This window comes from Amphritea pacifica (genome assembly GCF_016924145.1).
Classification (GTDB): Bacteria; Pseudomonadota; Gammaproteobacteria; order Pseudomonadales; family Balneatricaceae; genus Amphritea; species Amphritea pacifica.
In genome coordinates, this window is sequence record NZ_JAFFZO010000032.1 from 25713 (window position 1) to 49912 (window position 24200).

Here is a 24200-nt window from a genome sequence, read left to right on the forward strand (position 1 = left end):
AGGTATGTTTATCAGCTTGTGCAGACGATTTGAGGGCCGCCTTGAGAGCGTCGCAGGTAGCTGCAGTGATGGGTTAAATTGAGTGAACGATGCGGTACAACACAGATCTGTTTCCACCCGGATCGCAGATCCGGAGATGGCACGTAAAGGAGACGAGTGGGGGTAGCCACTCTATTGAGGAGATGGAGGGTCATGTTCGAATATATTCTTAAGGAAGATAAAGTTGCGGTGCTCTGGCTCGGTAAGCCGCTGGCTGATCTGAACAATGTGCCGGCAGAGCTGAAGGGCCGGGTTAGTATCAATCTGGCTAAGGTACCCGAACAGGCGATGGAGATGCTTGGGCGCCAGGATTATCAGGTGATTGTTGTTCAGCTGAGTCAGGACGATTTTGAGTTTCGTTATAACTGGTTGCGCAAAGTGGTCGCCAAATATCCGGGGGTTATCCGGATTATGCTGAATGACGGCCTGCAGAATCATCAGGTGGCCAAAGCGTCAGAGCTTTGTCACCGTTCGCTGCTGTTCACTTCGGGGGTTACCGAGCTGTTTCATGAAGTCGGACAGAGTCTGCGTCTGATTCAGTCGAGTAATAAGCCGGTGGTCAGGGAGTACGTCGGTGCGATTGAAAGGTTGCCATCCCTGCCGGGCGTGTATGTTGCGCTTAATGATGCGCTGGCTTCTGATACCACTGGGGCTGCGGATATCGCTGCTATCATCGAGCGGGATCCGGCGATGAGTGCGAAAATCCTGCAATTGGTGAATTCTGCTTTTTTTGCCCTCAGTAGTAAGGTTTTTAAAATCAAAGATGCGGTGGTGATTCTGGGGGTCAGGCAGATTCGGGATCTGTTTCTGGTGTCGCGCATATTTGAGCACTATCCGCAGGATAGAAACTGGTCTGGATTTTCGTTCGAAAACCTCTTCGATCGCTGCATGGTGGTTGGTCGGTTTGCCCGGGCGATCTGTCGCGAACAGCGGGTGAGTGCAGATATAGCCGATAAGGCGTTTCTGGCTGCCCTGCTTCAGGATATCGGTATGCTGGTGATCGCAACCCGTGAAGCGGAGCATTACAGTGAGGTACTTCAGGAAGCTGCACTGTTGAATCACCCTCTTTATGCCATCGAAAAACTTCGCCTGGGGGTCACACATATGGAGGTGGGGGCCTATATGCTGGGGCTGTGGAACCTGCCGCCGGAAGTGGTTGAGGCGGTGCTTTATCACTCTAATCCAAATGCTACCTCCAGTGAAAAGTTTACCCCGTTAACCGCCGTGCATCTGGCAGACTCTATTCTGCCTGATGTGGTTAATGTGAATGATTGTCGTATCAGTAGCCAGATCAGTGAGAAGTACGTGACCCGTCTTGGGCTGCAGAATAAGCTTCCCCGTTGGCAGCAGATGTCTGAAGATTTTGCTGCACAACTTTATTCCGGAACCGGGAATGGCTTCTGAACCGGTTGCTATATGCAGTGAAAGCTTGGAGTGACCGGGGCAGGCTGATAGAATGCGCGGCCTGTTTTGATTCTATATTCCGAGGTTTAGATGGCGCTGCCTGTTGTTGATCCGTCCCAGTATGATGCTCAGCTGAGCGAAAAAAAAACTGACATCGAACAGCAGTTTGCTGACTTTAATCTACCCGGCATTGAGCTGTTTGAGTCGGCCACAACCGCCTATCGCCAGCGCGCCGAGTTTCGGGTGTGGCACGAAGGTGATGATCTTTACTATGTGATGTTTAAGCCGGGGGACAAGCATCAGCACAACCGGCTTGAATCCTGCCCTATGGTATCAGAACCGATTCAGCAGGTGATGTTTAAACTGCTGGACTATTTGCGCCCCAATGAACTGCTGCGTCGCCGCCTGTTTCAGGTCGATTTTCTCAGCACCCTGTCGGGTGAACTGATCGTCAGCCTGCTATATCATAAGCCCCTTGATGACGCCTGGATTGAGGAAGCCCGGAAACTCAAACAGCATTTCGGTATCCACTTTATCGGTCGTAGCCGTAAAACCAAGATCGTTCTCGATCAGGATTATGCGCTGGAGAAAATGCGGGTCGATGGCCGGGAGCTGATCTACAAGCAGGTTGAAAACAGTTTTACTCAGCCCAATGGCGGGGTGTGCGTTAAGATGCTGGAATGGGCTGTGGATGTTACCCGTGACGCCGGTGGCGATCTGGTGGAACTGTACTGTGGTAACGGCAACTTTACCATGGCGCTTGCAGAAAACTTCGATAAGGTGATTGCCACTGAGATCGCTAAAGTCTCTGTGGATGCGGCGCAATATAATATTGCCGCTAACCAGGTTGATAATGTGAAAATCCTGCGGATGTCCAGCGAGGAGTTTTCCCAGGCATTGCAGGGGGTGCGCGAGTTTCGTCGTCTGAAGCAGAGTGGTGTTAATCTGGCTGATTATAATTTCAGTACTGTTCTGGTGGACCCACCACGTAGTGGTCTGGATGATGAAACCGTTAAGCAGGTCGCTGAATACGATAATATTGTCTATATCTCCTGCAACCCGGAAACACTGCAGCAGAATCTGAAGCAGTTGACCCTGACCCATGACCTGCAGCGTTTTGCGCTATTTGATCAGTTTCCCTATACCCATCATCTGGAGTGTGGGGTATATCTGACAAGGAAGTAAGTTAGTAACGGGTTTGAATCTCTCAGATCTGCAAATATCCACCCTGGGTATTATTAATTGATACTTTTTGCGCGCAGTTGGTGTTGCGTTAACGATAAAAAGATACTTTAGCGATCATTTTATCGGGAGGTTGTATTATGCTCAACGCTATCTGTTCAGCACCAATGGTCGTGTCACCGGCATTTACCGTTGCTTATTCGTTCTATCAGGGAGAGTAGGATGTCAGCACTTCTTCGCATCAATGGCTTTCTGGCGTTTATTGCCATCGCCTTTATCAATGCCTTTGTCGATCTGGGTCATAAGATCATTATTCAGAACACGCTGTTCAAAGCGTATGACGGTGATCTGCAGATCGTTCTGACGGCAGTGGTCAATGGACTGATTTTGTTGCCGTTCATTATGTTGTTTACCCCTGCGGGGTTCCTGGCAGATAAATATCCGAAAAACCGGGTGATGAAATATTCCGCCTGGGCTGCGGTTGGCGCAACGCTGCTGATAACCCTGTGCTATTTTCAGGGTTGGTTTATCGCAGCCTTCGCGCTGACCTTTATTCTGGCGCTGCAAAGTGCCTTCTATTCACCGGCTAAATATGGCTTTATCCGTGAGCTGGTGGGGGAAGAGAATATTACCGAAGGTAACGGCTGGGTTCAGGCGGTGACCATGGTCGCGATTCTGTCAGGTATCGCGGTATTTTCGTTGCTGTTTGAGATCCGTGTAAACGGGGCGTTTCAGCTATCACCCGGACAGAGCCTGGAGCTGATCGCCCCGTTAGGCTGGTTGCTGGTGATAGGCTCGGTGTTTGAGCTGATACTGGCATACCGGTTGCCGCAAACCCGCGATACTGACCATCAGGTTCACTATGACTGGCGGGCCTACCGTAGCGGTAAGACGCTGAGCCGCAATCTCTCGATGATCTACCATAACCAAACCATCTGGCTTTCAATCATTGGGGTGGCGCTGTTCTGGTCGATTAGTCAGGTGATGCTGGCGGTCTTTCCTGCGGTGGCTGAAAGCCACCATGGTATCCACAACACCTTTATCATCCAGGGGACCATGGCGCTGGCAGGTGTTGGTATTATGGCCGGTTCGGTGCTGGCCGGACGCTGGTCGCCGCATTATATCAATATTGGCCTGATTCCACTGGGGGCGGCGGGTGTGGCCGCCGGGCTGGTGTTACTGCCGCAGGCTGCTTCAGTGTTCTGGCAGGGAGTGGTGTTTTTTCTTATCGGCCTGAGCGGTGCGCTGTTGAATGTACCGTTGCAGGCGCTGATTCAGTTTAACGCTGGTCGGGGTGAGACCGGTAAAGTGCTGGCGGGCAGCAACTTTATTCAGAACATCGCGATGCTGGGTTTTCTGTCACTGACGGTACTGTTTGCCTGGGCTGGGATTGATGGCCTCTGGCTGCTCTGGTTGCTTGCACTGTTGGGGGTTGTGGGGGCGTTGTTTGCTATCCGGATGTTGCCTCAGGCACTGGTGCGGGTGCTGGTGGCTGGTCTGATTAAGCGTAAATACAACCTTCAGGTGCTGGGCTTTGAGAATCTGCCGCGTTCGGGCCAGGGGGTGTTGTTGCTGGGTAACCATATCAGTTGGCTGGACTGGGCGATGATTCAGATGGCTTGCCCGCGTCATATCCACTTTGTCATGGAACGCTCAATCTACGAGCGCTGGTACCTGAAATGGTTTTTATCGATGTATCGGGTGATTCCGATCTCCAGTGGTCATAGCCGGGATGCATTGCAGGCGGTTGGCGAGCTGATCAGCGCTGGACATGTGGTCTGCCTGTTTCCCGAAGGTGCGATCAGTCACACTGGTCAGATTGGCGAGTTTAAAAAGGGTTTTGAACGGGCCTGTGAAGAGGCCGAAGGGGTGATTGTACCTTTCTATCTGCGTGGATTATGGGGCAGCCGTTTCTCCCGTTCCACTGATAAAATGAAGATGATTCGCCGGGGCGGTCTGAAGCGTGATGTGATTGTCGCCTATGGCCAGCCGATGCCGGTGAGCAGCAGCGCCTCAGAGGTGAAAAAGAAAGTCGCTGAGCTGTCGATTCATACCTGGGAGCGATATACCCAGACTTTTCAGCCGCTGCCACAGAGTTTTATTCGCACGGCAAAAAGTGCCATGTCCGATATGGCGATCAGCGATGTGCAGGGGGAGCCGCTGAGTTATCGACGCCTGCTGACCGCCGTGGTGCTTTTCAGTCAGCGCTTGAAACAGACGCCTGGGCAGCGTTTGGGTGTGTTGCTGCCAACCTCCAGTGCCGGTGCGATCGCTAACCTGGCGGGGCTGTTTGCCGGTCGGACACTGGTGAATATCAATTTTACCGCCAGTGAGTCTGCTCAGTTGGCCGCGCTGGAGCAGGGCGAGGTGGAAACTATTCTCACCGCCCATAAATTTGTCTCTAAACTGAAGGCCCGGGGAGTCAGCACCGAGGCGCTGTTTGAGGGGCGCCAGGTGATTTACATGGAGGACCTGAAGGCGGGCATAGGTAAAGCGGAAGCCCTGGTAACAATGTTTCTGTTGAGTGTGGTGCCCGCTACTCTGTTGCAGGGGTGGCTGGGGGCAGGTACCAGGGTGGATGATACCGCCGCCATTTTATTCTCCTCCGGTAGTGAAGGTGCACCTAAAGGGGTGATGCTCAGTCACCGGAATATTCTGGCCAACCTGCGCCAGATAGCCGATGTGTTGAATGTCCGTGAAGATGATTGCATTATGGCGACGCTGCCACTGTTTCACGCTTTCGGCCTGACAGTGACCACCTTTATGCCTTTGATAGAGGGTTTGCCTGTGGTGTGTCATCCAGACCCCACTGATGCTGTGAACATCGGCAAAGGGGTGGCTAAGTACCGGGCAACGATGATCTGTGCCACCTCCACTTTTCTGCGCCTCTATACGCGCAGTAAAAAACTTCACCCTTTGATGTTTCAATCGATCCGTGTTGCGGTTGCCGGTGCCGAGCGACTCGATCCTGCGGTGCAGCAGGCGTTCGAAGCCCGTTTCAGAGTGCCGGTTATTGAGGGGTATGGTTCGACTGAAACGACGCCGGTTGCCAGTGTAAATCTGCCCGACCATCTGTCTGTTGATGGTTGGTTTGTGCAGGTGGGTACCCGTCCTGGTACCGTAGGGCTGGCGCTGCCGGGGTCGACTTTCCGTATCGTCGATCCGGTAACTCTTGAGGAGCTGCCAACCGGGGAAGATGGTCTGATTCTGATCGGAGGCACCCAGATTATGAAAGGCTATCTGAATAATCCGGAGAAAACCGCCGAGGTGATTGTCGAAATGGATGGCCTGCGCTGGTATAAAAGCGGCGATAAAGGCCACCTGGATGATGATGGTTTCCTGACGATTGTTGATCGCTATTCACGGTTTGCCAAGCTGGGCGGTGAGATGGTCAGCCTGGGGGCGGTTGAGCAGGAGGTCAGAAAGCATCTTGTGGATGATGAGTCCGCACTGGTGGCCATTAATCTGCCGGATGAGCGCAAAGGTGAACAGGTTGTGTTGCTGGTGGATGCAGATATCGATCCGCAAAGTTTCAGAAGTCATCTTGCGAGTCAGGGGGTGCCGCCGCTGATGCTGCCGGCGAAGGTATTCCGGGTTGCTGAGATCCCATTGCTGGGCAGTGGTAAAACCAACTATCCGGCGGCAAAACTGCTTGCTGAACAAATGCTGGCTTCAGGCTAGACTCCTGGATATACACCGGGCCTTTTCCGGCCCGGTTTTCCTCCGTTTTATCTCTCTTCAGTTGTTCACTGCTGCCCGGATGTCGGGCTTTGTTCATTGCTCAACACAAAAAGTGCCGGTACTCCTTTTCATGGGGGCTTCTGTCTATGGGAGCGGCGTTTATTGTATTTATGATATGTTATATTGTAACATGCTGGCTTTCGTAAATATTGAGGGTTTGACGGATGAAACTGTTGGGTGGAGTATTGCTATTACTGGCGGCGCCGGTTGTAGTCGCTGAGGGGATTGAGCGCCAGTATGAAAGTCATGAGCACGGTAAAGCAAGCATGATGGTGGTTTTAGAAGGCGGTGAGTTGCAAATTGAGATTAAATCTCCAGCAGCTAATATTCTTGGGTTTGAGCATGCGCCTGCGGATGAGCAACAGCAGCAGGCACTGGCCTCAGTCCTTGCACAGTTGAAAAAAACCGAGCAGTTATTTGGCTTTCCAGAAGGTTCTGCCTGTCATACTGCGCTGGCGGACGTTGAAACGACTATGATGGACAGCCATGATGATCATGAAGCGGATCACGACCATGAAGCGGATCACGACCATGAGGCAGATCACGATCATGACGCTGGTCATGACCATGATGGAAATAATCACAGCGACTTTATGTTGTCATACCGGTTTCACTGTGGGTCTCCAGCATTGCTGAAGGGTTTTTCCGTTGAGCTGTTTCAGTATTATCCACAGATGCATCAGCTTCAGGTGCAGTTAATTGGTCCGGCCGGACAGAGCTATCAGCAGCTGGATGATGAAAACAGATGGTTAAACTTTTAACCAATGGATGATATGAAGAACGCTGTTATTGAGCTGGATAAGGTGGTCTTTGGCTGGCCTGAGGGCCAGCCGGTTCTGGATATTCCTGTGCTGAACATTGCCGCTGCAGAGCGGGTATTTGTCAAAGGACCTTCAGGAAGTGGTAAAAGTACACTGCTCAACCTGATTGCTGGCATACATACCCCTTTGCAGGGTCGTGTCTGCGTATTGGGACAGGCCTTGCATAGCCAGGGGAGTGCCTGGCGGGATAATTTCAGAGCTGATCATATTGGACTGATATTTCAGCAGTTTAACCTGCTGCCTTACCTTTCGGTGCTGGAAAATGTGATGCTGCCCTGTCGTTTTTCGGTGGCGCGCAATGCACGGGCCACGGAGCGCTATGGATCACTCGAGAACGCTGCGACACAGCTGCTTGAACATCTGGGAATCCCCCGTGATTCGTTGCACCGTCGAGGGGTGACACGGCTCAGTATTGGTCAGCAACAACGGGTTGCTGCTGCCAGAGCATTGATTGGCAGTCCTGAACTGGTGATCGCAGATGAGCCAACCTCTGCTCTGGACAGTGATAGCCGCAACGCGTTTCTTGAACTGTTGATTCGTGAATGTGATCTGTCTGAAAGCACCCTGGTGTTTGTTAGTCACGACAGTTCACTGGAAACGCATTTCAGCCAGGTTATTTCATTGCGTGATCTTAATCATGCAAAGGAGTTGATGTGAGAGTTGTTTTGATGCTGGCTCTGCGAAGCCTTTATAACCGGCGCGTGACGGCTATCATGACGATGATCTCTATCGCTGTCAGCGTTGCACTATTGCTCGGCGTCGAAAAAATACGAACGGAAGCGAAGCACAGTTTCAGCTCGACTATCTCGGGTACAGATCTGATTATCGGCGCCCGTTCCGGGTCGGTGCAGTTATTGCTCTACTCGGTATTTTGCATAGGTAATGCCACCAATAATATCAGTTGGAAGAGTTATCAGGAGATCGCCTCTCAGCCTTCCGTGGCATGGACGATTCCCATATCGCTGGGCGACTCTCATCGGGGCTACCGGGTGCTGGGGACCACCGGGGACTACTTTAAGTACTACCGCTATGGACGTAAACACCCTCTGGCTTTTCGTGACGGGCATCCGTTTGTTGCGCTGCATGATGTGGTATTGGGGGCAGAAGTCGCGCAAACACTGGGGTATCAGCTAGGTCAGAAAGTTATCATCAGTCATGGTATTGGCAGTACCAGCTTCAGCAAACACGAGGATCAGCCTTTTACTGTTGTGGGCATCCTGAAACCGACCGGGACGCCGCTGGATCGGACACTGCATGTGAGTCTTGCGGCGATAGAAGCGATCCATATCGATTGGCAGTCGGGCACCTATATACCAGGCTCAGGAGGGACAGCACCTCTGGCAGAGCGAAAGCTGGAGCCAAAACAGATTACTGCGATGCTGGTGGGGCTGAAGTCAAAGCTGTCGACTTTCCAACTGCAGCGATCGGTTAATAACTATCGTAAGGAAGCGTTACAGGCGATTTTGCCAGGCGTAGCGCTTCAGGAGCTCTGGGGGATGTTGGGGGTGGTTGAAAGTACCCTGTTAGTCATCTCTGGGTTTGTTGTCGCGACGGGACTGTTCGGTATGCTGACGGTATTGATGACCAGTTTGGCTGAGCGTCGTCGGGAGATGGCGATTTTGCGGTCGGTTGGCGTCAGACCCTGGCAGGTCTGCTTATTATTAGTACTGGAGACCGGCGGTCTGACGCTTGCAGGTATTGTGTTGGCGATGCTGTTTCTCTACGGTGGTCTGGCGATCTGCATTCCGCTCATTGAGAGCTACCTGGGGCTCTATTTAGAACTGAGCTTACCCGGACTCTATGAGTTAAAACTGCTGTTGTTAGTCTTTGTTACCGGCCTTCTGTGTGGTTTGATACCCGGTTATACAGCCTATCGATACAGCCTGGCAGATGGTATGACGGTGCGTTTGTAACTGAGTGAGATGATAAATGTTAGCTAGACTGGTTGTTTTGGTGTGTATTCTGGTGGCTGCCTGTCTCGCCCCGGTGCGGGGTGAAACGGTTCAGGGGGAGACGGTTGAGAAGATCGACTGGGATCTGTTGATGCCAGAAGATTACTCGCCGCTGGCTGTTTTTGATACCAGTCAGTTCTCATCACTGGATGATTATGACCCTATGGCTGAAATAAAACTCAAAGCGATGATGGAAGCGCTGAGTTCTGCGCCGGTTGTTAAGGAGATGGATGGTAAGATGATCCGTATCCCCGGGTTTGTTGTGCCGCTGGTGGAGGAGGGGCAGAGTGTCACTGAGTTCTTTCTGGTACCCTATTTTGGCGCTTGTATTCATGTCCCGCCACCGCCTTCGAATCAGATTATTCATGTGACCTTTGAGCCGGGCGTTAATGTAGAGAACCTTTACGATGCTATCTGGGTTGTAGGTAAGCTCAGTGTTGAAACCACCATTCATCAGATGGGAACCTCAGGATATACGATGGATGCCTTTAAGATTGAAGCCTATAAAGAGTAAGCAACAGAGCTGAAATTGTGGCACCATGCTGTGCATCGGGTTTCTGCTCGTGGAACTTTTCCGCCGCTTCATGCATAATACCTGACTAATATGGTTGGTTAATAGTATCTATATGCATAGCAAAGCCACAGGCTAAGGTGTTATTTGATGCAAAATATAAAGAATATTGTTGCTGTCGCTTCCGGTAAAGGGGGCGTGGGTAAATCGACAACGACGGTGAATCTGGCATTGGCGATGGCTGCTGAAGGCTACCGTGTCGGTATTCTCGATGCGGATATCTATGGCCCGAGTATGGGTACGATGCTGGGGGTTGCGCCGACAACCCGGCCGGAGCCAGCGGGTGAAAACGCGATGAAGCCGGTCAGGGCGCATGGTCTGGAGGTGATGTCTATTGCCTTTCTGATTGATGATGCACAACCGATGGTATGGCGCGGGCCGATGGCCAGTGGTGCTTTGCAGCAGCTGCTGACACAGACCGAATGGGGCGATCTGGATTTTCTGTTTGTCGATATGCCGCCGGGCACCGGGGATATCCAGCTGACTATCTCGCAGAAGGTACCGGTCAGTGGCGCCGTGATTGTAACAACACCCCAGGATATTGCGCTTCTGGATGCCCGCAAGGGGATTGAGATGTTTCGTAAGGTCGATATTCCGGTTCTGGGAATTGTCGAAAATATGAGTGTACATATCTGCAGTGAATGCGGTCATGCCGAAGCGATCTTTGGTAGTGGCGGTGGTTTAGATCTGTCCCGTGCTTATGACGCGCCGTTGCTGGGGCAGTTGCCACTAAAAATGTCTATCCGAGAGGCCGTTGATGGGGGTAAGCCTACTCTGGTTGCCGATCCTCAGGGCCCGGAGTCACTGATCTATCGTTCTACGGCCCGTCAGGTAGTTGAAGCACTGCAAAACCGGAGTGGCGTACAGCAGTCGATGCCGAATATCTCGATCAGTCAGGACTGATTCGGCAGCAACCCTGTATCAGTCACCGACCGCATTTTTTTTCTGAAAATGCGGTTTTTTTTTAGCAAAAACGATATTATGTGCGGCCGCACAAAATAACAGAGAACTGGAACTGAAAAGATGGGTATCAAATCAGACAGCTGGATTCGCCGCACTTCAATTGAACAGCGCATGATCGAACCGTTTGAACCGGGTCAGGTACGTCGTCGGGGTGACGATCGGCTGATCTCCTATGGTACATCCAGTTATGGTTACGATGTTCGTTGTGCCGATGAATTTAAAATTTTCACTAACATCAACTCATCTATTGTCGATCCAAAGAACTTCGATGATGGTAGTTTTGTTGATGTGAAGTCTGATGTTTGTATCATTCCGCCCAACTCATTTGCGCTGGCGCGCACGGTTGAGTATTTTCGCATTCCCCGCGATGTGCTGACGATCTGTCTGGGCAAGAGCACCTATGCCCGCTGCGGTATTATCGTTAACGTCACACCGCTTGAGCCTGAGTGGGAGGGGCATGTAACACTGGAGTTTTCCAATACGACGCCGCTGCCGGCGAAGATTTACGCCAATGAGGGGGTTGCTCAGATGCTGTTTCTGGGAGCTGATGAGGTGTGTGAGACCTCATACAGAGACCGTGATGGTAAATATCAGGGGCAGACAGGAGTGGTTGTTCCCCGTACATGATTGAGTCGAGCGATAAAATCCAGAATTTCTGGCAGCAGGTAGAGCAGACCATTGACCGGCTGCTGACCAGTGAGTCTGAAAATCAGTTTGAAAACGAATCATTGCTGCTGGAATACAGCAAAAGCCTGAGAAGTATCGACGCCAACCTGACCTTTCACTTCGAGCGTGAAGAGGGTGAGGGCAATGTTGAGATGATTTTCGGCTGCGATGGTTATCCCGAATCGATTACTTCAGTATTAACGCTTGTGGGTGCAGCACCGGATATTGGTGGTGTGCGTTTCGTTGCGTTTAATAATCGCTATGATCCGGTGCCTGCCACGGTGAATTTTGGTGATGAGCAGTTTCAGTTAGATGAGTTCTGGTTTGGTTATCGGGTCGAATCGGGGCGCTACCATCTGGACATCTACATGCATGATTTGCCGGAATCACTGGATATGGAGCCCCGTATTGAAGCGGTGATGATCTATCTGGATGCTCTGATTGGCGAATACGACCTTATGACCCGGGTGTCAACCCTGGACTGGTATGATCTTCCGGTGGACCCGGTCGATTATGCGTTACAGCCGCTGTCTGAGCTGCGTAACTGTTTTGACCAGCAGCGCATCCTGATTAGCCCGATCGGGCTAACCTATCATTAATCCGGGCTTTGAGCCGTCGCTTTAATTGTCGGATAGTATATAGATGCTGCCCTCTTCATCCTCTTCGCCAGTAAACGTGCTCCAGGGTGCCTGACTAAACATGATTCATCCTCTCATTGTGTTGATCCGCAGAGGTATGAAATCCGGCCCGTTACTGAGGATTCCTGCCTCTTAATACTGCTTCGGCTGTGATTGTATAAACATTAATAGAGTTTTTTCACTGGCCTGTTTTGTTGAAGACCGGCTAAAGTTGATAATATAGTTGAATCTGTAGTTGGCTGCAGAGCGGAGACAAATATGAGTCAGTTATTAACCCGGCTGATAGAGCAGGTCAGAGCCGATTATCTGCAGCTGATGGAGCAGGATGATGGCCGCTATCCCTATACCTCAGCAGAGAAAATCTGCAATGAGCGCCTTTATCTCAGCGCAGATGAGCTGGCGCCGATAGTCGCTGAAGATCCGACTTTGCTGGCTGCGCGCCGGGGTAATCTTATCGCCAGTGAAAGTGAGCGTGATAACCCCAGTGTAGGCATGATTATCTGTGCCAATATTGTCGCGGCGATGATGGAGGGACTGGTTGATGTTGCTCTGGAGCATGGCTGGTTGTCAGTGGACGGAGAGGGGCGGCTGATGATCGATGCTGAGGAGCTGAAATTGCCAGAGCCGCTGGCAGCGAAAGTGGATTACAGTGTCTCTGAGGTTGCGCGAGAGAATCTGCTATTGCCGGGGGAGAGTCTGCTGACCCGGGTGATGAACGGTGCCGAATCTGCCTATGCACAGCGGCTTAATGATGAGCCACAGAATGCTTACGCCCTGGCGCTGCAGGTTGCTTCCGAGCACTCCCTGTTTGCTCCTGACGATATTGCCCCGCTGGTCGAGGAAAATCCGTTGCTATTAGGCTTGCGCGGGGATGGCATGGTGGATGAGGAGATGTTTGAAGGAGACCCGCCCGCGGGCATGATTGTCAGCGCTCATCTGACTCAGATGGTGGTCTCTCAATTGCTGGAGCTGGCTGTAGAGCAGGGTGTGCTTGGCAGTGACAGTAGTGGTCATCCGCTGCCGCCGGAGGATGACGGTGCAGGGCCTGTGATTCACTGATCGTTGCCGGGCTGCATCGGTTGCTGCGGGCTTTGCGGGTCGATCAGTTTTTTGAATACTCCTGCTGGGAGCGGTCCAGTTCGCCGATATCCAATAGTGGTGCTGCATCCAGATGCTGAGCGTTGAGCATGAAAGCGATCCGTTCCAGGCTGGAGACGATCATCGACTGTTCCCAGTTCTGCATATCCTCAAAGTTCCGGACAAAAATATCCTGCTGGGTTGTCGGGGCGCCTTTCATCAGCTCAACCCCTTTTTCCGTCAGGCTGACCCAGACTTTCCGTTTGTCCTCTATGCCCCGTTCCCGGGCTATCAGCTCCTTTCTTTCCAGTCGGTCCAGAATGCTGGTGACCGTTGCCTGAGTCAGAACCATCTCCTTTGCCAGCTCACCCGTGGTTAACTGAGTATTTTCCCGCAGGGTCTGCATCACCATCAGTTGTGGTGGCGTCAGTCCGGTGCTGCGGCTGATATCCTTATCCTGCATATCGGTTGAGCGGATGATCTGGCGCAGTAATACCAGCGCTTTCTGGCTGTTTTCCATGGGCTGTCCTGAAACGATTTTGGTTGGCTATTCTACGGAGTTTTATCTGTGTTTTCTAGAAAGAGACCGCTATGCAGAGGGGATAATTTGTATTTCTAAGTATTTATTTCAGTTATTACTCGCTAATAACCGTTTTCATAGGTTGTTTAACGTGGCTTAGTATGTTTTATAATATAAAAGTAATTAGTAAAGCTAAATAAATGCAATTCTAAATATTAGAGGAACAATGGATATCTCAAGCGTAATTTTACGCACCCCTACCGCTGCCGATGGCTTTGCAGTGAATCACCTTATCAATAACATTCCAGAACTCGACAGTAACTCCTGTTACTGCAACCTGTTGCAGTGCAGCCATTTTTCAGAGACCTCAATACTGGCTGAATATGAGGGCCAGGTAGTTGGTTTTATCAGTGGCTATCATAAACCTCAGTCATCAGGCACGTTGTTTGTCTGGCAGGTCGCAGTTTCCTCAAAAGCCCGTGGATGTGGGCTGGCAACACGGATGTTGCTGCAGCTTCTGGCATCAGATGGAAACCGTTCGGTGTCACATGTTGAGACAACAATCACAGAGGATAACGCCCCCTCATGGGCGTTGTTTACACGTCTGTCTAAGCAGTGTAATGCCCCCCTCGAAAGAGCGCTGATGTTTGATCGTGCAGAGCACTTTAACGATCAGCACGCTTCAGAGTTCCTGGTCCGTATCGGTCCACTCCATCGTTAATATTTCGTAGTTCTATATAAGTTGTCCCTTAATTCTTAATAAATATGAGTATTGTTATGAAAATTTTTGAACAGATTGAATCAGAAGTTCAGTCCTATGCACGTTCGTTTCCCCGTGTCTTTAACAAGGCCCAGGGTGAATACCTCTATGATGAAGATGGTAACCGCTATCTTGATTTTCTCGCCGGAGCCGGCACCCTGAACTATGGTCATAACAACCCCTTGTTCAAAGAGAAACTGTTGGAATATATCCACGCAGATGGCATCACTCACGGCCTGGATCTGCATACTAAAGCGAAAGGTGAGTTTCTCGAGGCGTTTAATGAAAAAATCCTTAAACCGAGAGATCTGGATTATGTGATGCAGTTTACCGGACCGACCGGAACCAATGCGGTGGAGGCAGCGCTGAAGCTGGCACGAAATGTCACCGGTCGTGAAAATGTAATCAGTTTTACCAATGGTTTCCACGGCGTCACTATGGGCGCTCTGGCGGCGACCGGTAACTCTCACCATCGTGGCGCTGCCGGCGTTAGTCTGAGCGGTGTCAGCCGGATGCCGTTCGATGGTTATCTGGGAGATGACATCGACACTACCGTGTATCTGGATAAAGTACTGACAGATTCCAGCAGCGGTATCGATAAGCCCGCCGCTGTGATTGTGGAAACGGTTCAGGGTGAAGGGGGGATCAATGTTGCCTCTGTGGAGTGGCTGCAACAGCTGGAAAAAGTGTGTCGTAAACATGAGGTGTTGCTGATTGTTGATGATATTCAGGCCGGTTGTGGTCGAACCGGTACCTATTTCAGCTTTGAAGAGGCCGGGATTAAGCCGGATATCGTCACCCTGTCTAAATCCCTGGGGGGCTACGGTCTGCCTTTCGCCGTTGTACTCTTTAGTCCAGAGCTGGATCAGTGGAAGCCGGGTGAACACAACGGTACTTTCCGTGGTAATAACTTCGCGTTTGTTACTGCTAAGGCTGCGATTGACCATTACTGGTCTGACGATGCTTTTGCCACCGATATCCAGAGCAAAGGGCGCTACATCAAAGAGCGGCTGGAGCAGTTTGTTGAACAGTATGGTGATGGTAATTTCTCAACCCGGGGCCGGGGCATGTTCCAGGGTATCAATTGTGTCAGCGGAGAGCTGGCCGACAAGATTACGACCCGGGCGTTCCAGAAAGGCCTGATCATCGAAACCAGCGGTGCCGATGACCAGGTCATCAAGCTGTTCTGTCCGCTGGTTATCAGTATGGAAAACCTGGCCGCCGGTGTTGATATTCTGGAGAGTGCAATCCGTGAGGTGTGTGCCAAAGAGGATAGCTTCCCCGAGCAGAAAAAGTATTTTGATCAGGTTTCTATGGCCAGCTAAACATGGCCGAGCAGGATCTGATTCATATCTGGAGAGGGGAGCGGGTATTGCTCCCCGAGAGGCCACAGCGGTGTCTCTACAGGCTTCACTGCCTCAGTGGGTCGGGATTGATTCGGGTGATGTCCCGGTCCCGGCCCTATCGGCTGAAGTCGGCGCAAAGCATGCTGATTCCGGCTGATGAGGTGGTTACCGTCTCCGGCAGTGAGGATATGGTCATCACCCTGAAGCCCGCGTCAGATGCAGAAGCAACTAAAAACTGAATATTAAGGAAACAAAATGATTGTACGTGATTTAGCAACAGCCGAGCAGAGTAATCGTCGAATTGTATCTCCCGATGGTAACTGGGAAAGCACCCGGATGCTGCTGAAAGATGACAATATGGGATTCTCATTTCACATCACCACCATCTATAAGTATGCTGATTTTGGCATGCATTATCAGAACCATCTGGAATCGGTCTACTGTATATCGGGTGAGGGTGAGGTTGAAACGGTACCTGAAGGAAAGAAATATCCGATTAAACCGGGTACGCTCTATATTCTTGATAAAAATGATAAGCATATCTTACGGGCGTTTGAAGAGATGCAGATGGCCTGTGTTTTTAATCCGCCCCTGAACGGTAAAGAGGTTCATAACGCGGAAGGTGCATATGAGCTGAATGCGGAAACAGTGACGGCTTGATTATGAATATGAGAGGAATGTTTATGGCGGGTGAACCAGAGTGTGAAGACCTTTACCCCTCACGACAGGGTGTTCATCGTATTACCCAGCGCCAGGATCCAACGGTCTACGCGCCTAAGGGGCGGGTTGCGCCCATCTCTGATCAGCAGATAAATGACTATGCCGAGCAGGGGTTTATGGTGCTGGAGGATATGTTTTCAGCGGTTGAAGTCAACCTGTTTCAACAGGAGCTGGAACGGTTACGCAATGATACAGAAGTGAAACAGTCGGGCGAAACCATTACCGAGCCGGAAAGCGGCGAAGTGCGCTCGGTGTTTCGGGTACATGAAAACAGCCCTCTGTTCAGGAAGCTGGCGGCCGATCCGCGCCTGGCAGAACTGGCACGGTATATTCTCAATGATGAGGTGTATATCCATCAGTCCCGCCTTAACTATAAGCCGGGATTTCGGGGTAAAGAGTTCTATTGGCACTCAGACTTTGAAACCTGGCATGTAGAGGATGGGATGCCCCGGATGCGGGCACTGAGTATGTCGATTACATTAACGGAAAATTTTGACTATAACGGTCCGTTAATGCTGATTCCCGGTTCCCATCAGCAGTATGCCGCCTGTGCCGGAGAAACGCCTGAAAATCACTTTCAGTCCTCCTTGAAAAAGCAGGAATATGGCGTGCCTTCTGATGATCAGCTAAAGCAGATGGCTCAATCCGGTGGGATAGTGAGCGCCAGATGCAAACCCGGCAGTGTCATCGTTTTTGATTGTAATGTGATGCACGGTTCAAACGGAAATATTACCCCGGAACCGCGTTCTAATGTGTTTTTTGTTTATAACGCCATGAGTAACCGGGTTGTTGCGCCGTTTTGTGATCAGCCTCCCCGTCCGGAATATATCTGCAGCCGTGAAAATATTTCGGCAGTTCCGCCTGCCGAATGAACTGCGAGCCGCTTTGAGCGGCTTCACTTTTGAGCGGCAGTTACTGTTGCAATCATCTTATAAACTGAAAATTTGAGAGTTATGCACACTATAGAAAAGATCGGCGGCACATCGATGTCTGATTATGTGTCGGTCCGGGATAATATTATTTTTAAACCCTCTAATCCTGACACACTCTATCAGCGAGTGTTTGTTGTCTCAGCCTATGGCGGAATAACGGATAAGCTGCTGGAGCACAAGAAGAGCGGTCAGCCGGGCGTTTACGGCCTGTTTGCCAGCAGTATGGAAGATAAAAGCTGGCTTCAGGCGCTGGAACAGCTTAAATGTGAGATGTACGATCTGAATCTGCAGCTGTTCGGTAAAGGTGAGCTGTTGATCAGAGCGAATAATTTTATTGATGAGCGGTTACAGGATGCCCAGAACTGTCTTACAGATCTGCACAGCCTGTGTATGCATGGTCATTTTGCACTGGATGCCCACCTGGCCACCGTTCGTGAGATGCTCGCCAGTATTGGTGAAGCCCACAGCGCCTGGAATATGGTTGAGCTGCTGAAGCGTGATGGTGTCAATGCCTGCTATGTCGACCTGACGGGCTGGGATACTGATCGGCATATGTCACTGGATGATCGTATTCGCTCTGCGTTCCAGTCGATTGATCTGAATCGACAGTTACCGGTGGTGACCGGTTATGCCCACAGTGAAGATGGTCTTATGTCCTCATTTGATCGCGGCTACAGCGAGATGACGTTCAGCCGTCTGGCGGTGCTGACCCAGGCCCGGGAAGCGGTTATTCACAAAGAGTTTCACCTTAGTAGTGCTGATCCGCGTCTGGTCGGTGAGGATAATGCGGTGCCGATAGGGCGCACCAACTATGATGTGGCTGATCAGCTAGCCAATCTGGGGATGGAGGCGATCCACCCGAAGGCTGCGAAAGGTTTGCGGCAGCACAATGTTCCGTTACGGGTGAAAAACACCTTTGAGCCGGAACATACCGGCACCCTGATTACCGGAGATTATGTCAGCGATACTCCCCGGGTTGAGATAATCGCCGGTTGCAAAGGGGTCTATGCGCTGGAGCTGTTTGATCAGGATATGGCGGGCAGTCTCGAAGATTATGACCGGGAAATTCTGGCGCTGATTAAGCGTTTTCGCGCGCATATTGTGTCTAAGGATGTTAATGCCAACACCATCACCCACTATCTGGCGACCAATCTGAAAACGGTCAAGCGGATTCGTTCAGCATTGGCCGAAAGGTTTCCTGAGGCAGAACTGGATCAGAAAAAAGTGGCGATCGCTTCGGCCATCGGCAGTGATATGGAGGTGCCGGGTATTCTGGCTAAAGCGGTATCCGCTATCGCAGAAGGCAATATCAGTGTGCTGGCGATTCACCAGTCGATGCGACAGGTGGATATGCAGTTTGTGGTTGAGGAAACCGATTACGATAACGCCGTTAAAAGCCTTCATAAAGCCCTGGTGGAAGTACATGACCATGGACGGGCGATCTGTCTGGCGGGTTATCCGATACAGCCTGTTAACTGATAGCTTGCCTGACTTTCTATTCTGGACTGAGACCGCAAGATGATTAAAATATCAATGATTGAAATATAGCGTTCTTTTCAACGGGTTGCGGAGTAAAGTATTCAGACGGGTGTTTATGGGTATCCATAACACGCTGCGACCGTACTGGATCGTTCAGGGAGCTTATCAATCAGGAGTAGGGTATGTCTCAGGTTAATCTGCGCATCGATCAGATCCATGAAGCGATCGAGCGACAAGACGATGTTACGCTGAATAACCTGCTGGCCGAAGTCAGCAGTAGCGAAACAGCCCGGCTTATTGAGGCGTCTACTCCGGAAAATCGCTCAGTTATATGGGCCTGCCTTGATGTGCAGAAGCGAGCCGGGGTGCTTAAAAGCATTCACGGTAAAGTGCGTCAGTTTCTCATCGATAATACTCCGCAAGAGGCTTTGTTAGAGAGTCTGTTCCTGCTGCAGCCGGATGAGCTGGCTGATATCGATGAAGATCTTCCCGGTACCGTTATTAATGCGATGATTGCAGCAATGGATGAGCTGCGCAAGCGTCGCTATAACAGCGTTAAACATTATCCGGATAACACCGCGGGTGGCCTGATGGACACCGATGCGACCGCGGTCAGAGCCGATGTCTCGGTGCTTTCCGTGCTGCGCTATCTGCGTTTGCTGCGCAACAAAGAGGGTGAAATGCCCGAGCAGCTGGATAGTCTGATGGTGGTAGACCGAACCAATAAGCTGTTGGGGGTACTACCGCTCAGTGAAGTTGTCTCATTGCCTCCCGACACGCTGGTCGCCGATATTCTGGATGAGAGCTTTCAGGCGATTCCGGTGGACGCCAGTCAGGAGCGGGTAGCCCGCATATTTGTCGACTGTGATCTGCTGTCTGCGCCGGTGGTTGACCACAACTATCGCTTATTGGGGCGCATCACGATTGATGATGTAGTTGATGTGATTCAGGAGCAGGCCGACGATAAACTATTGCGCTCGGCGGGTCTGGAAAGTAATGCCGATATGTTTTCCCCGGTATTAACCAACGCGTATAAGCGGGGGTACTGGCTGGGGATCAACCTGATTACTGCGTTTGTTGCAGCCTGGGTGATCGGTTTGTTTGAAGCGGTGATTGAACAACTGATTGCGCTGGCAGTGCTGATGCCGGTGGTGGCCAGTATGGGCGGGGTGGCAGGATCACAGACACTGACAATTGTGACCCGAGGTCTGGCACTTAACCAGATTGGCCGAAGCAATATCCCGCAACTGATCGCCCACGAAGCCTCTGTAGTGTTTCTTAATGGCCTGGTCTGGGCGCTGGCGGTGGCGGCCATCGCGCTTTACTGGTTTGGTGATCCGATGCTGGGTGTCGTGTTTGGCATGGCGTTAATGATCGTGCTGGTCACCGGTGTTATCGGGGGAATCTTTATTCCGTTACTGTTGCAACGGATGTCTATTGATCCCGCTGTGGCGGGCAGCGTGGTGCTGACCACGTTTACCGATGCTATCGGTTTTTTTTCCTTCCTTGGGTTGGCAAAACTGCTTATCTGACTCATAAACCAGCCATAAGCAAGCCAGAGCGTCAAATGCTAAGCTAAAACAGGGTTAAGCTGAAACAGGATAGCGCCATCGCGTGATAACGGTGGTGTTGTTTTCAGCCGAAGTGATTTTTTAACCCGTCGATAATGAGTACCAATAACAGATACCAGACAACGAGGTAAGGATGGAATTTATTACGGTTGGCGAAACTATCAACTGTGTTCGGGTCTTCAATGATCCCGATACTGGCGAAGAGAAGCGGTTGGTGGTGACATCGTTTAACGCGCAGGTTGACCGGGTCGCTCCCCATGTCGCTGCGGCACTGACTCAGGATGAGCGGGAACAGCTCGCACACTGGCTGACTGACCGAACCCGGTTGCAGTCTGTACTGGAAGAGAAATCGATTGAAACGACTATTCTGGAAACACTGCCAGCATTGATGGCGCAAGCGGTCGATGCGCTGGATAAGCTGGAAACGTTAGATCGCAAGACCTATGAATCGATCACGCAAAGTCTTAGAGCGCTGAGCGGCGCTCTGGAGCGTGCCGAGTCTCACACCACCTCTCATTCAGTTGAACTTGATCAGATGCAGGATGATGAAGAGTTGAAAGAGCGTCTGGATGTGATCCGGGATAATCTGGAAAAAAGAAAATAGATTAAAAATATCATTATCGGGGCGTCGTTTGTCCAGCCTGGATAGCCGAAGAAACCGCCCCGCAGGCGCTGGTGTTATTTTCCGGCTGGTGTTGTGGTTTGTTTTTGCAGCAGGGTTAACAGCGTATCACCGGTCATCGGCCTGGCCAGCAGATAGCCCTGAATCATGGGTGTACCAAACTGCTTCAGCAGATCAAGCTGACTCTGTGTTTCGACCCCTTCAACGACTGTTTTCAGGGACAGGGAGCTGGCCAGGGAGATCATGCCTGAGACCAGTGACTGAGTATCCTGATTGGACTCGAGGTCATCAATAAATGACTTATCAATTTTCAGTCGCTGAACCGGGTATTTTTTCAGATAGCTGAGTGATGAATAGCCGGTACCAAAATCATCGACGGCGATATCCACCCCCATCGAAACGATCGACTCCAGTTGCTGATAGATCTTTTGCTCTTCAAGTAACAGAATGCTTTCAGTAATTTCAATGATCAGATCGGAACCCTTTAGTTTCAGGGCTGTTATTTCCTGTGTCAGCTGTTCCTCCACATCCCCTCTGAGAAACTGAGAGCTGGAGATATTGATACTTACTTTGGGCGCATGTTTACAGCTATCCGAAAGTTCACGGGCAAACTGACAAGCTTCGTGGATCACCCATTTGCCAATCGCGTGAATCAGAACTGATTCCTCAGCGATGGCAATAAACTCATGGGGAGAAACCGTGCCCCGTTCAGGGTGTTGCCAGCGGATCAGCGCTTCTACCGATTCAATGCGCTCGCCATCGATGGACCATATGGGTTGGTATAGAAGGTAGAACTCATCTCTTTCCAGTGCTTTAAACAGATCCTGCTCCAGCTGGCTGCGGCGCAGTGAGTCTTCGTTCAGCTGCTGGTTAAAATACTCCCGGGTGTTGCGACCTCTTTGTTTTGCCTTATACATAGCGTTATCGGCATTCAGTAGCAGGCGTTCCGGGGTTGCCGCATTATCGGGATAGATTGCGATACCGATACTGCAGGAGATATAGGCCTCATTGTTTTCAAGCTGATAAGTTTGTACAAGGCTGTGCAGGATTTTCTGGGCAATCTCTTCGATGGATGCGATGCGGGTTAATTCGGTAATCACTACCGCGAACTCGTCACCCCCCAGGCGCGCGACCGTATCGGTTCTGCGGATACAGGAAGTTAACCGCCCGGCAACCTGTTTCAGTAACAGGTCCCCGGCAAAATGGCCAAATGTATCGTTGACATACTTAAAGCGGTCAAGGTCTATATAGAGCAGGGCGGTTTTTGTCTGGCTGCGGTCGGACAGTGCAAGAGCCTGTTTTAAGCGGTCTTCAAACAGATGGCGGTTGCACAGGCCGGTCAGGGTATCATAATTCGCCTGTTGGATAATGATCGCTTCATCCTGCTTTCGCTGGGTGATATCACTGAACAGCGCAACATAGCCCTCTTGTTCGCCAGCGGGGTTGAAGCGGCAGGAGATTGTCAGCCATTGGGGATAGATCTCTCCGTTTTTTCGCTTGTTCCAGATCTCTCCCTCCCAGGCATGAGTTGCTTCCAGCTGATGGTTCATGTCCTGATAAAAACTGCTTGGATGTAAGTCAGATTTCAGAATCGAGGGGGTTTTACCCCGGACTTCTGATTCGCTGTATCCGGTGATCTGCTCGAAGGACTCATTAACCATCTGAATACGGTTATGCTGATCTGTCACCATTATTGCTTCTGCTGCAACACTGAATACAGCAGAGGCCAGCCTGAGTTTTTCCTGCGCTTTTTTCTCTTCGGTGATCGGTTGCTTCAGGGCAATATAATGGGTGATCTCTCCCTCCTCATTGATGAGAGGGCCGATAGAGGAGCGCTCCCAGTATAAGCTGCCATCCTTGTGCTTATTATGAAATTCACCCTGCCAGGTCCCCCCCGTTGATAGCGTTTGCCACATTTTTGTGTATTCAGTATCAGAGGTCTCTCCGGATTTGAGAATCCGTGGGTTGCGTCCGATAACCTCATCTTTGCGATAACCGGTGATCTTTTCAAAGCAACTGTTAACGTATTCGATTGTGCCATCCGGGTCGGTGATGACGATAACGGTAGGGCTGTGTTCAACCACCTCGGAGAGCAGTGCAACCTCTGCTTTCATCTCCATCGCTCTGTGGCCGTTACGAACCACAAACAGTGCCCCCACAATCAGGATAATGTTTGATATGAGCAGGATGAGCAGCAGACTGAGTTTCTGTTGCAGCCAGAGGAAAAAAGAGCCCTGATGGTTAACCACGATGGCAACTGCGAGGGGATACTTGGTCAGTAAGCGGATCGCTGTGGTGTTGAGGGGGAGGGTCCCGAAAGTGTTATTGACCCAGTGTTCATCTGCGCCTTCCGATAAAACAGCTTTCAGGTGCTGAATAACATAGGAGCGGTTCGGCCCGTATAATCCTTTTTGCAGCAGGGTGTTACCCTCGAGATCCGTCAGGTATACACAGTCGCTTTTTTCCAGATCGAGGTCGCTGATATAGCGGGTAAGATAGCTGGGATTAAAGGTCGCAATAATGAGTAACCTTTCTCCCTGTCGGGAGTCGGTTTCAATGGCGATGGGGATAAGTTCCCGCAAACTGGCTTCATCGGGGAAGGTGCCTTGCGCTGGGAGAAATCGACCTTTAAGGGTGTTGCCTATGATTAACCCTAATGAATAGGTGCTGCGGACAGACTGATCCAGTCCTAAAATATTCAGATTAATATTTTCTGGTGAGGTTGTCTGAGTGTCCATCAGGGTATCGCGCCCCTTGATCACTACAATCTGCCTCAGCTGAGGGGCAAACTTCAGGATTTTTAGTGCTTTGTCGCGGATTCTTGCTGTATGTCCCTTTCCCAGATCGCCATCCAGCAAGTCATCGGACAGTGACACCAGGCTGACCTCGAGTCCTTCCAGGGTTCGGGTAACGGTGCCTTCAATCATGCGTGTATAGAGAGCAGAACGCTCAGTGCGTTCTTCAATGCTCTGCATAAAGCTAAACCAGAGAACAACAATAAACAGCAGGGTGGTGGCTAACACCCCCCCATAGACCCATCTGGCGAAAGAGGGAGGCTTCTTTTGATTAGTACTACGCATAAAATTACAACTCGCATCAAAGAAGCGGAAGAAAAATGATCATATATCAGTTGCAGACTTGAAATGAATCAGAACATTGAAGTTAATTGACCCCTGACAGCAAACCCGGAGATAAA

At 50.9% G+C, this 24200-nt stretch carries 21 protein-coding genes; 19 read left to right on the plus strand and 2 right to left on the minus strand.

All coding sequences use genetic code 11. The annotated features are described in order from the left end of the window. The first annotated feature begins 192 nt into the window (after positions 1–192). From JW499_RS17100 to JW499_RS17150, 11 genes are all read left to right on the plus strand, one after another. A complete protein-coding gene (locus tag JW499_RS17100) occupies positions 193–1443 on the plus strand; it encodes an HDOD domain-containing protein (protein ID WP_205211724.1) in 1251 nt (416 codons plus the stop codon). Positions 1444–1533: 90 nt separating this feature from the next. Further along, the gene (gene trmA, locus JW499_RS17105) at positions 1534–2628 is read left to right on the plus strand and encodes a tRNA (uridine(54)-C5)-methyltransferase TrmA (protein WP_205211725.1); all 1095 of its coding nucleotides are present in this window, start codon (positions 1534–1536) and stop codon (positions 2626–2628) included. Between the two features lie 219 nt (positions 2629–2847). Continuing rightward, a complete protein-coding gene (locus tag JW499_RS17110; RefSeq protein WP_205211726.1) occupies positions 2848–6306 on the plus strand; it encodes an acyl-[ACP]--phospholipid O-acyltransferase in 3459 nt (1152 codons plus the stop codon). A 224-nt stretch (positions 6307–6530) separates the two neighbouring features. Then, on the plus strand, positions 6531–7127 hold the full coding sequence (locus tag JW499_RS17115) for a DUF2796 domain-containing protein (protein ID WP_205211727.1): 597 nt from the start codon (positions 6531–6533) through the stop codon (positions 7125–7127). Positions 7128–7139: 12 nt separating this feature from the next. Beyond that, positions 7140–7844 carry an ABC transporter ATP-binding protein gene (locus tag JW499_RS17120; RefSeq protein WP_232846484.1) on the plus strand — a complete coding sequence of 235 codons (705 nt, stop codon included), beginning with the start codon at positions 7140–7142 and terminating at the stop codon, positions 7842–7844. Further along, positions 7841–9100, plus strand: a complete 1260-nt coding sequence (locus tag JW499_RS17125; RefSeq protein ID WP_205211729.1) for an ABC transporter permease — start codon at positions 7841–7843, stop codon at positions 9098–9100. Before JW499_RS17120 ends, JW499_RS17125 begins: the two co-directional genes overlap by 4 nt. 16 nt (positions 9101–9116) lie before the next feature. Then, on the plus strand, positions 9117–9653 hold the full coding sequence (locus tag JW499_RS17130; protein ID WP_205211730.1) for a DUF3299 domain-containing protein: 537 nt from the start codon (positions 9117–9119) through the stop codon (positions 9651–9653). A gap of 147 nt (positions 9654–9800) precedes the next feature. After that, the gene (apbC, locus tag JW499_RS17135) at positions 9801–10613 is read left to right on the plus strand and encodes an iron-sulfur cluster carrier protein ApbC (protein WP_408627317.1); all 813 of its coding nucleotides are present in this window, start codon (positions 9801–9803) and stop codon (positions 10611–10613) included. Positions 10614–10733: 120 nt separating this feature from the next. Beyond that, complete coding sequence (gene dcd / locus JW499_RS17140; protein WP_091356140.1) at positions 10734–11300, plus strand: dCTP deaminase; 567 nt, start codon at positions 10734–10736, stop codon at positions 11298–11300. After that, positions 11297–11938 carry a hypothetical protein gene (locus JW499_RS17145; RefSeq protein ID WP_205211732.1) on the plus strand — a complete coding sequence of 214 codons (642 nt, stop codon included), beginning with the start codon at positions 11297–11299 and terminating at the stop codon, positions 11936–11938. The genes dcd and JW499_RS17145 overlap by 4 nt, the downstream gene beginning before the upstream one ends. Before the next feature lie 297 nt (positions 11939–12235). Further along, positions 12236–13036: a hypothetical protein gene (locus JW499_RS17150; protein WP_205211733.1), complete on the plus strand. Its 801-nt coding sequence runs from the start codon at positions 12236–12238 to the stop codon at positions 13034–13036. Positions 13037–13079: 43 nt separating this feature from the next. On the opposite strand, the gene JW499_RS17155 is transcribed toward JW499_RS17150, so the two are convergent. After that, on the minus strand, positions 13080–13574 hold the full coding sequence (locus JW499_RS17155) for a MarR family winged helix-turn-helix transcriptional regulator (protein ID WP_091356128.1): 495 nt from the start codon (positions 13572–13574) through the stop codon (positions 13080–13082). Between the two features lie 226 nt (positions 13575–13800). On the opposite strand from JW499_RS17155, the gene ectA reads away from it, so the two are divergent. From ectA to JW499_RS17195, 8 genes are all read left to right on the plus strand, one after another. Beyond that, positions 13801–14295, plus strand: a complete 495-nt coding sequence (ectA, locus tag JW499_RS17160) for a diaminobutyrate acetyltransferase (RefSeq protein WP_205211734.1) — start codon at positions 13801–13803, stop codon at positions 14293–14295. Between the two features lie 56 nt (positions 14296–14351). Continuing rightward, positions 14352–15659 carry a diaminobutyrate--2-oxoglutarate transaminase gene (ectB, locus tag JW499_RS17165; protein WP_205211735.1) on the plus strand — a complete coding sequence of 436 codons (1308 nt, stop codon included), beginning with the start codon at positions 14352–14354 and terminating at the stop codon, positions 15657–15659. Between the two features lie 119 nt (positions 15660–15778). Then, positions 15779–15919, plus strand: coding sequence for a hypothetical protein (locus tag JW499_RS17170; protein ID WP_175483465.1), 141 nt, complete (start codon positions 15779–15781; stop codon positions 15917–15919). A gap of 16 nt (positions 15920–15935) precedes the next feature. Further along, positions 15936–16340: an ectoine synthase gene (locus JW499_RS17175; protein WP_091356119.1), complete on the plus strand. Its 405-nt coding sequence runs from the start codon at positions 15936–15938 to the stop codon at positions 16338–16340. A 23-nt stretch (positions 16341–16363) separates the two neighbouring features. Next, on the plus strand, positions 16364–17272 hold the full coding sequence (gene thpD, locus JW499_RS17180; RefSeq protein ID WP_232846485.1) for an ectoine hydroxylase: 909 nt from the start codon (positions 16364–16366) through the stop codon (positions 17270–17272). Between the two features lie 81 nt (positions 17273–17353). Further along, positions 17354–18811 (plus strand): aspartate kinase, encoded by a 1458-nt coding sequence (locus tag JW499_RS17185; RefSeq protein ID WP_205211736.1) that lies wholly within the window; start codon positions 17354–17356, stop codon positions 18809–18811. A 182-nt stretch (positions 18812–18993) separates the two neighbouring features. Beyond that, positions 18994–20343 carry a magnesium transporter gene (mgtE, locus tag JW499_RS17190; RefSeq protein ID WP_205211737.1) on the plus strand — a complete coding sequence of 450 codons (1350 nt, stop codon included), beginning with the start codon at positions 18994–18996 and terminating at the stop codon, positions 20341–20343. 172 nt (positions 20344–20515) lie between these two features. Further along, the gene (locus tag JW499_RS17195; RefSeq protein WP_205211738.1) at positions 20516–20986 is read left to right on the plus strand and encodes a hypothetical protein; all 471 of its coding nucleotides are present in this window, start codon (positions 20516–20518) and stop codon (positions 20984–20986) included. A 74-nt stretch (positions 20987–21060) separates the two neighbouring features. Here JW499_RS17195 and JW499_RS17200 read toward each other — a convergent pair whose 3' ends face one another. Beyond that, positions 21061–24084 carry an EAL domain-containing protein gene (locus JW499_RS17200; protein ID WP_205211739.1) on the minus strand — a complete coding sequence of 1008 codons (3024 nt, stop codon included), beginning with the start codon at positions 24082–24084 and terminating at the stop codon, positions 21061–21063. Between the last annotated feature and the right edge of the window lie 116 nt (positions 24085–24200).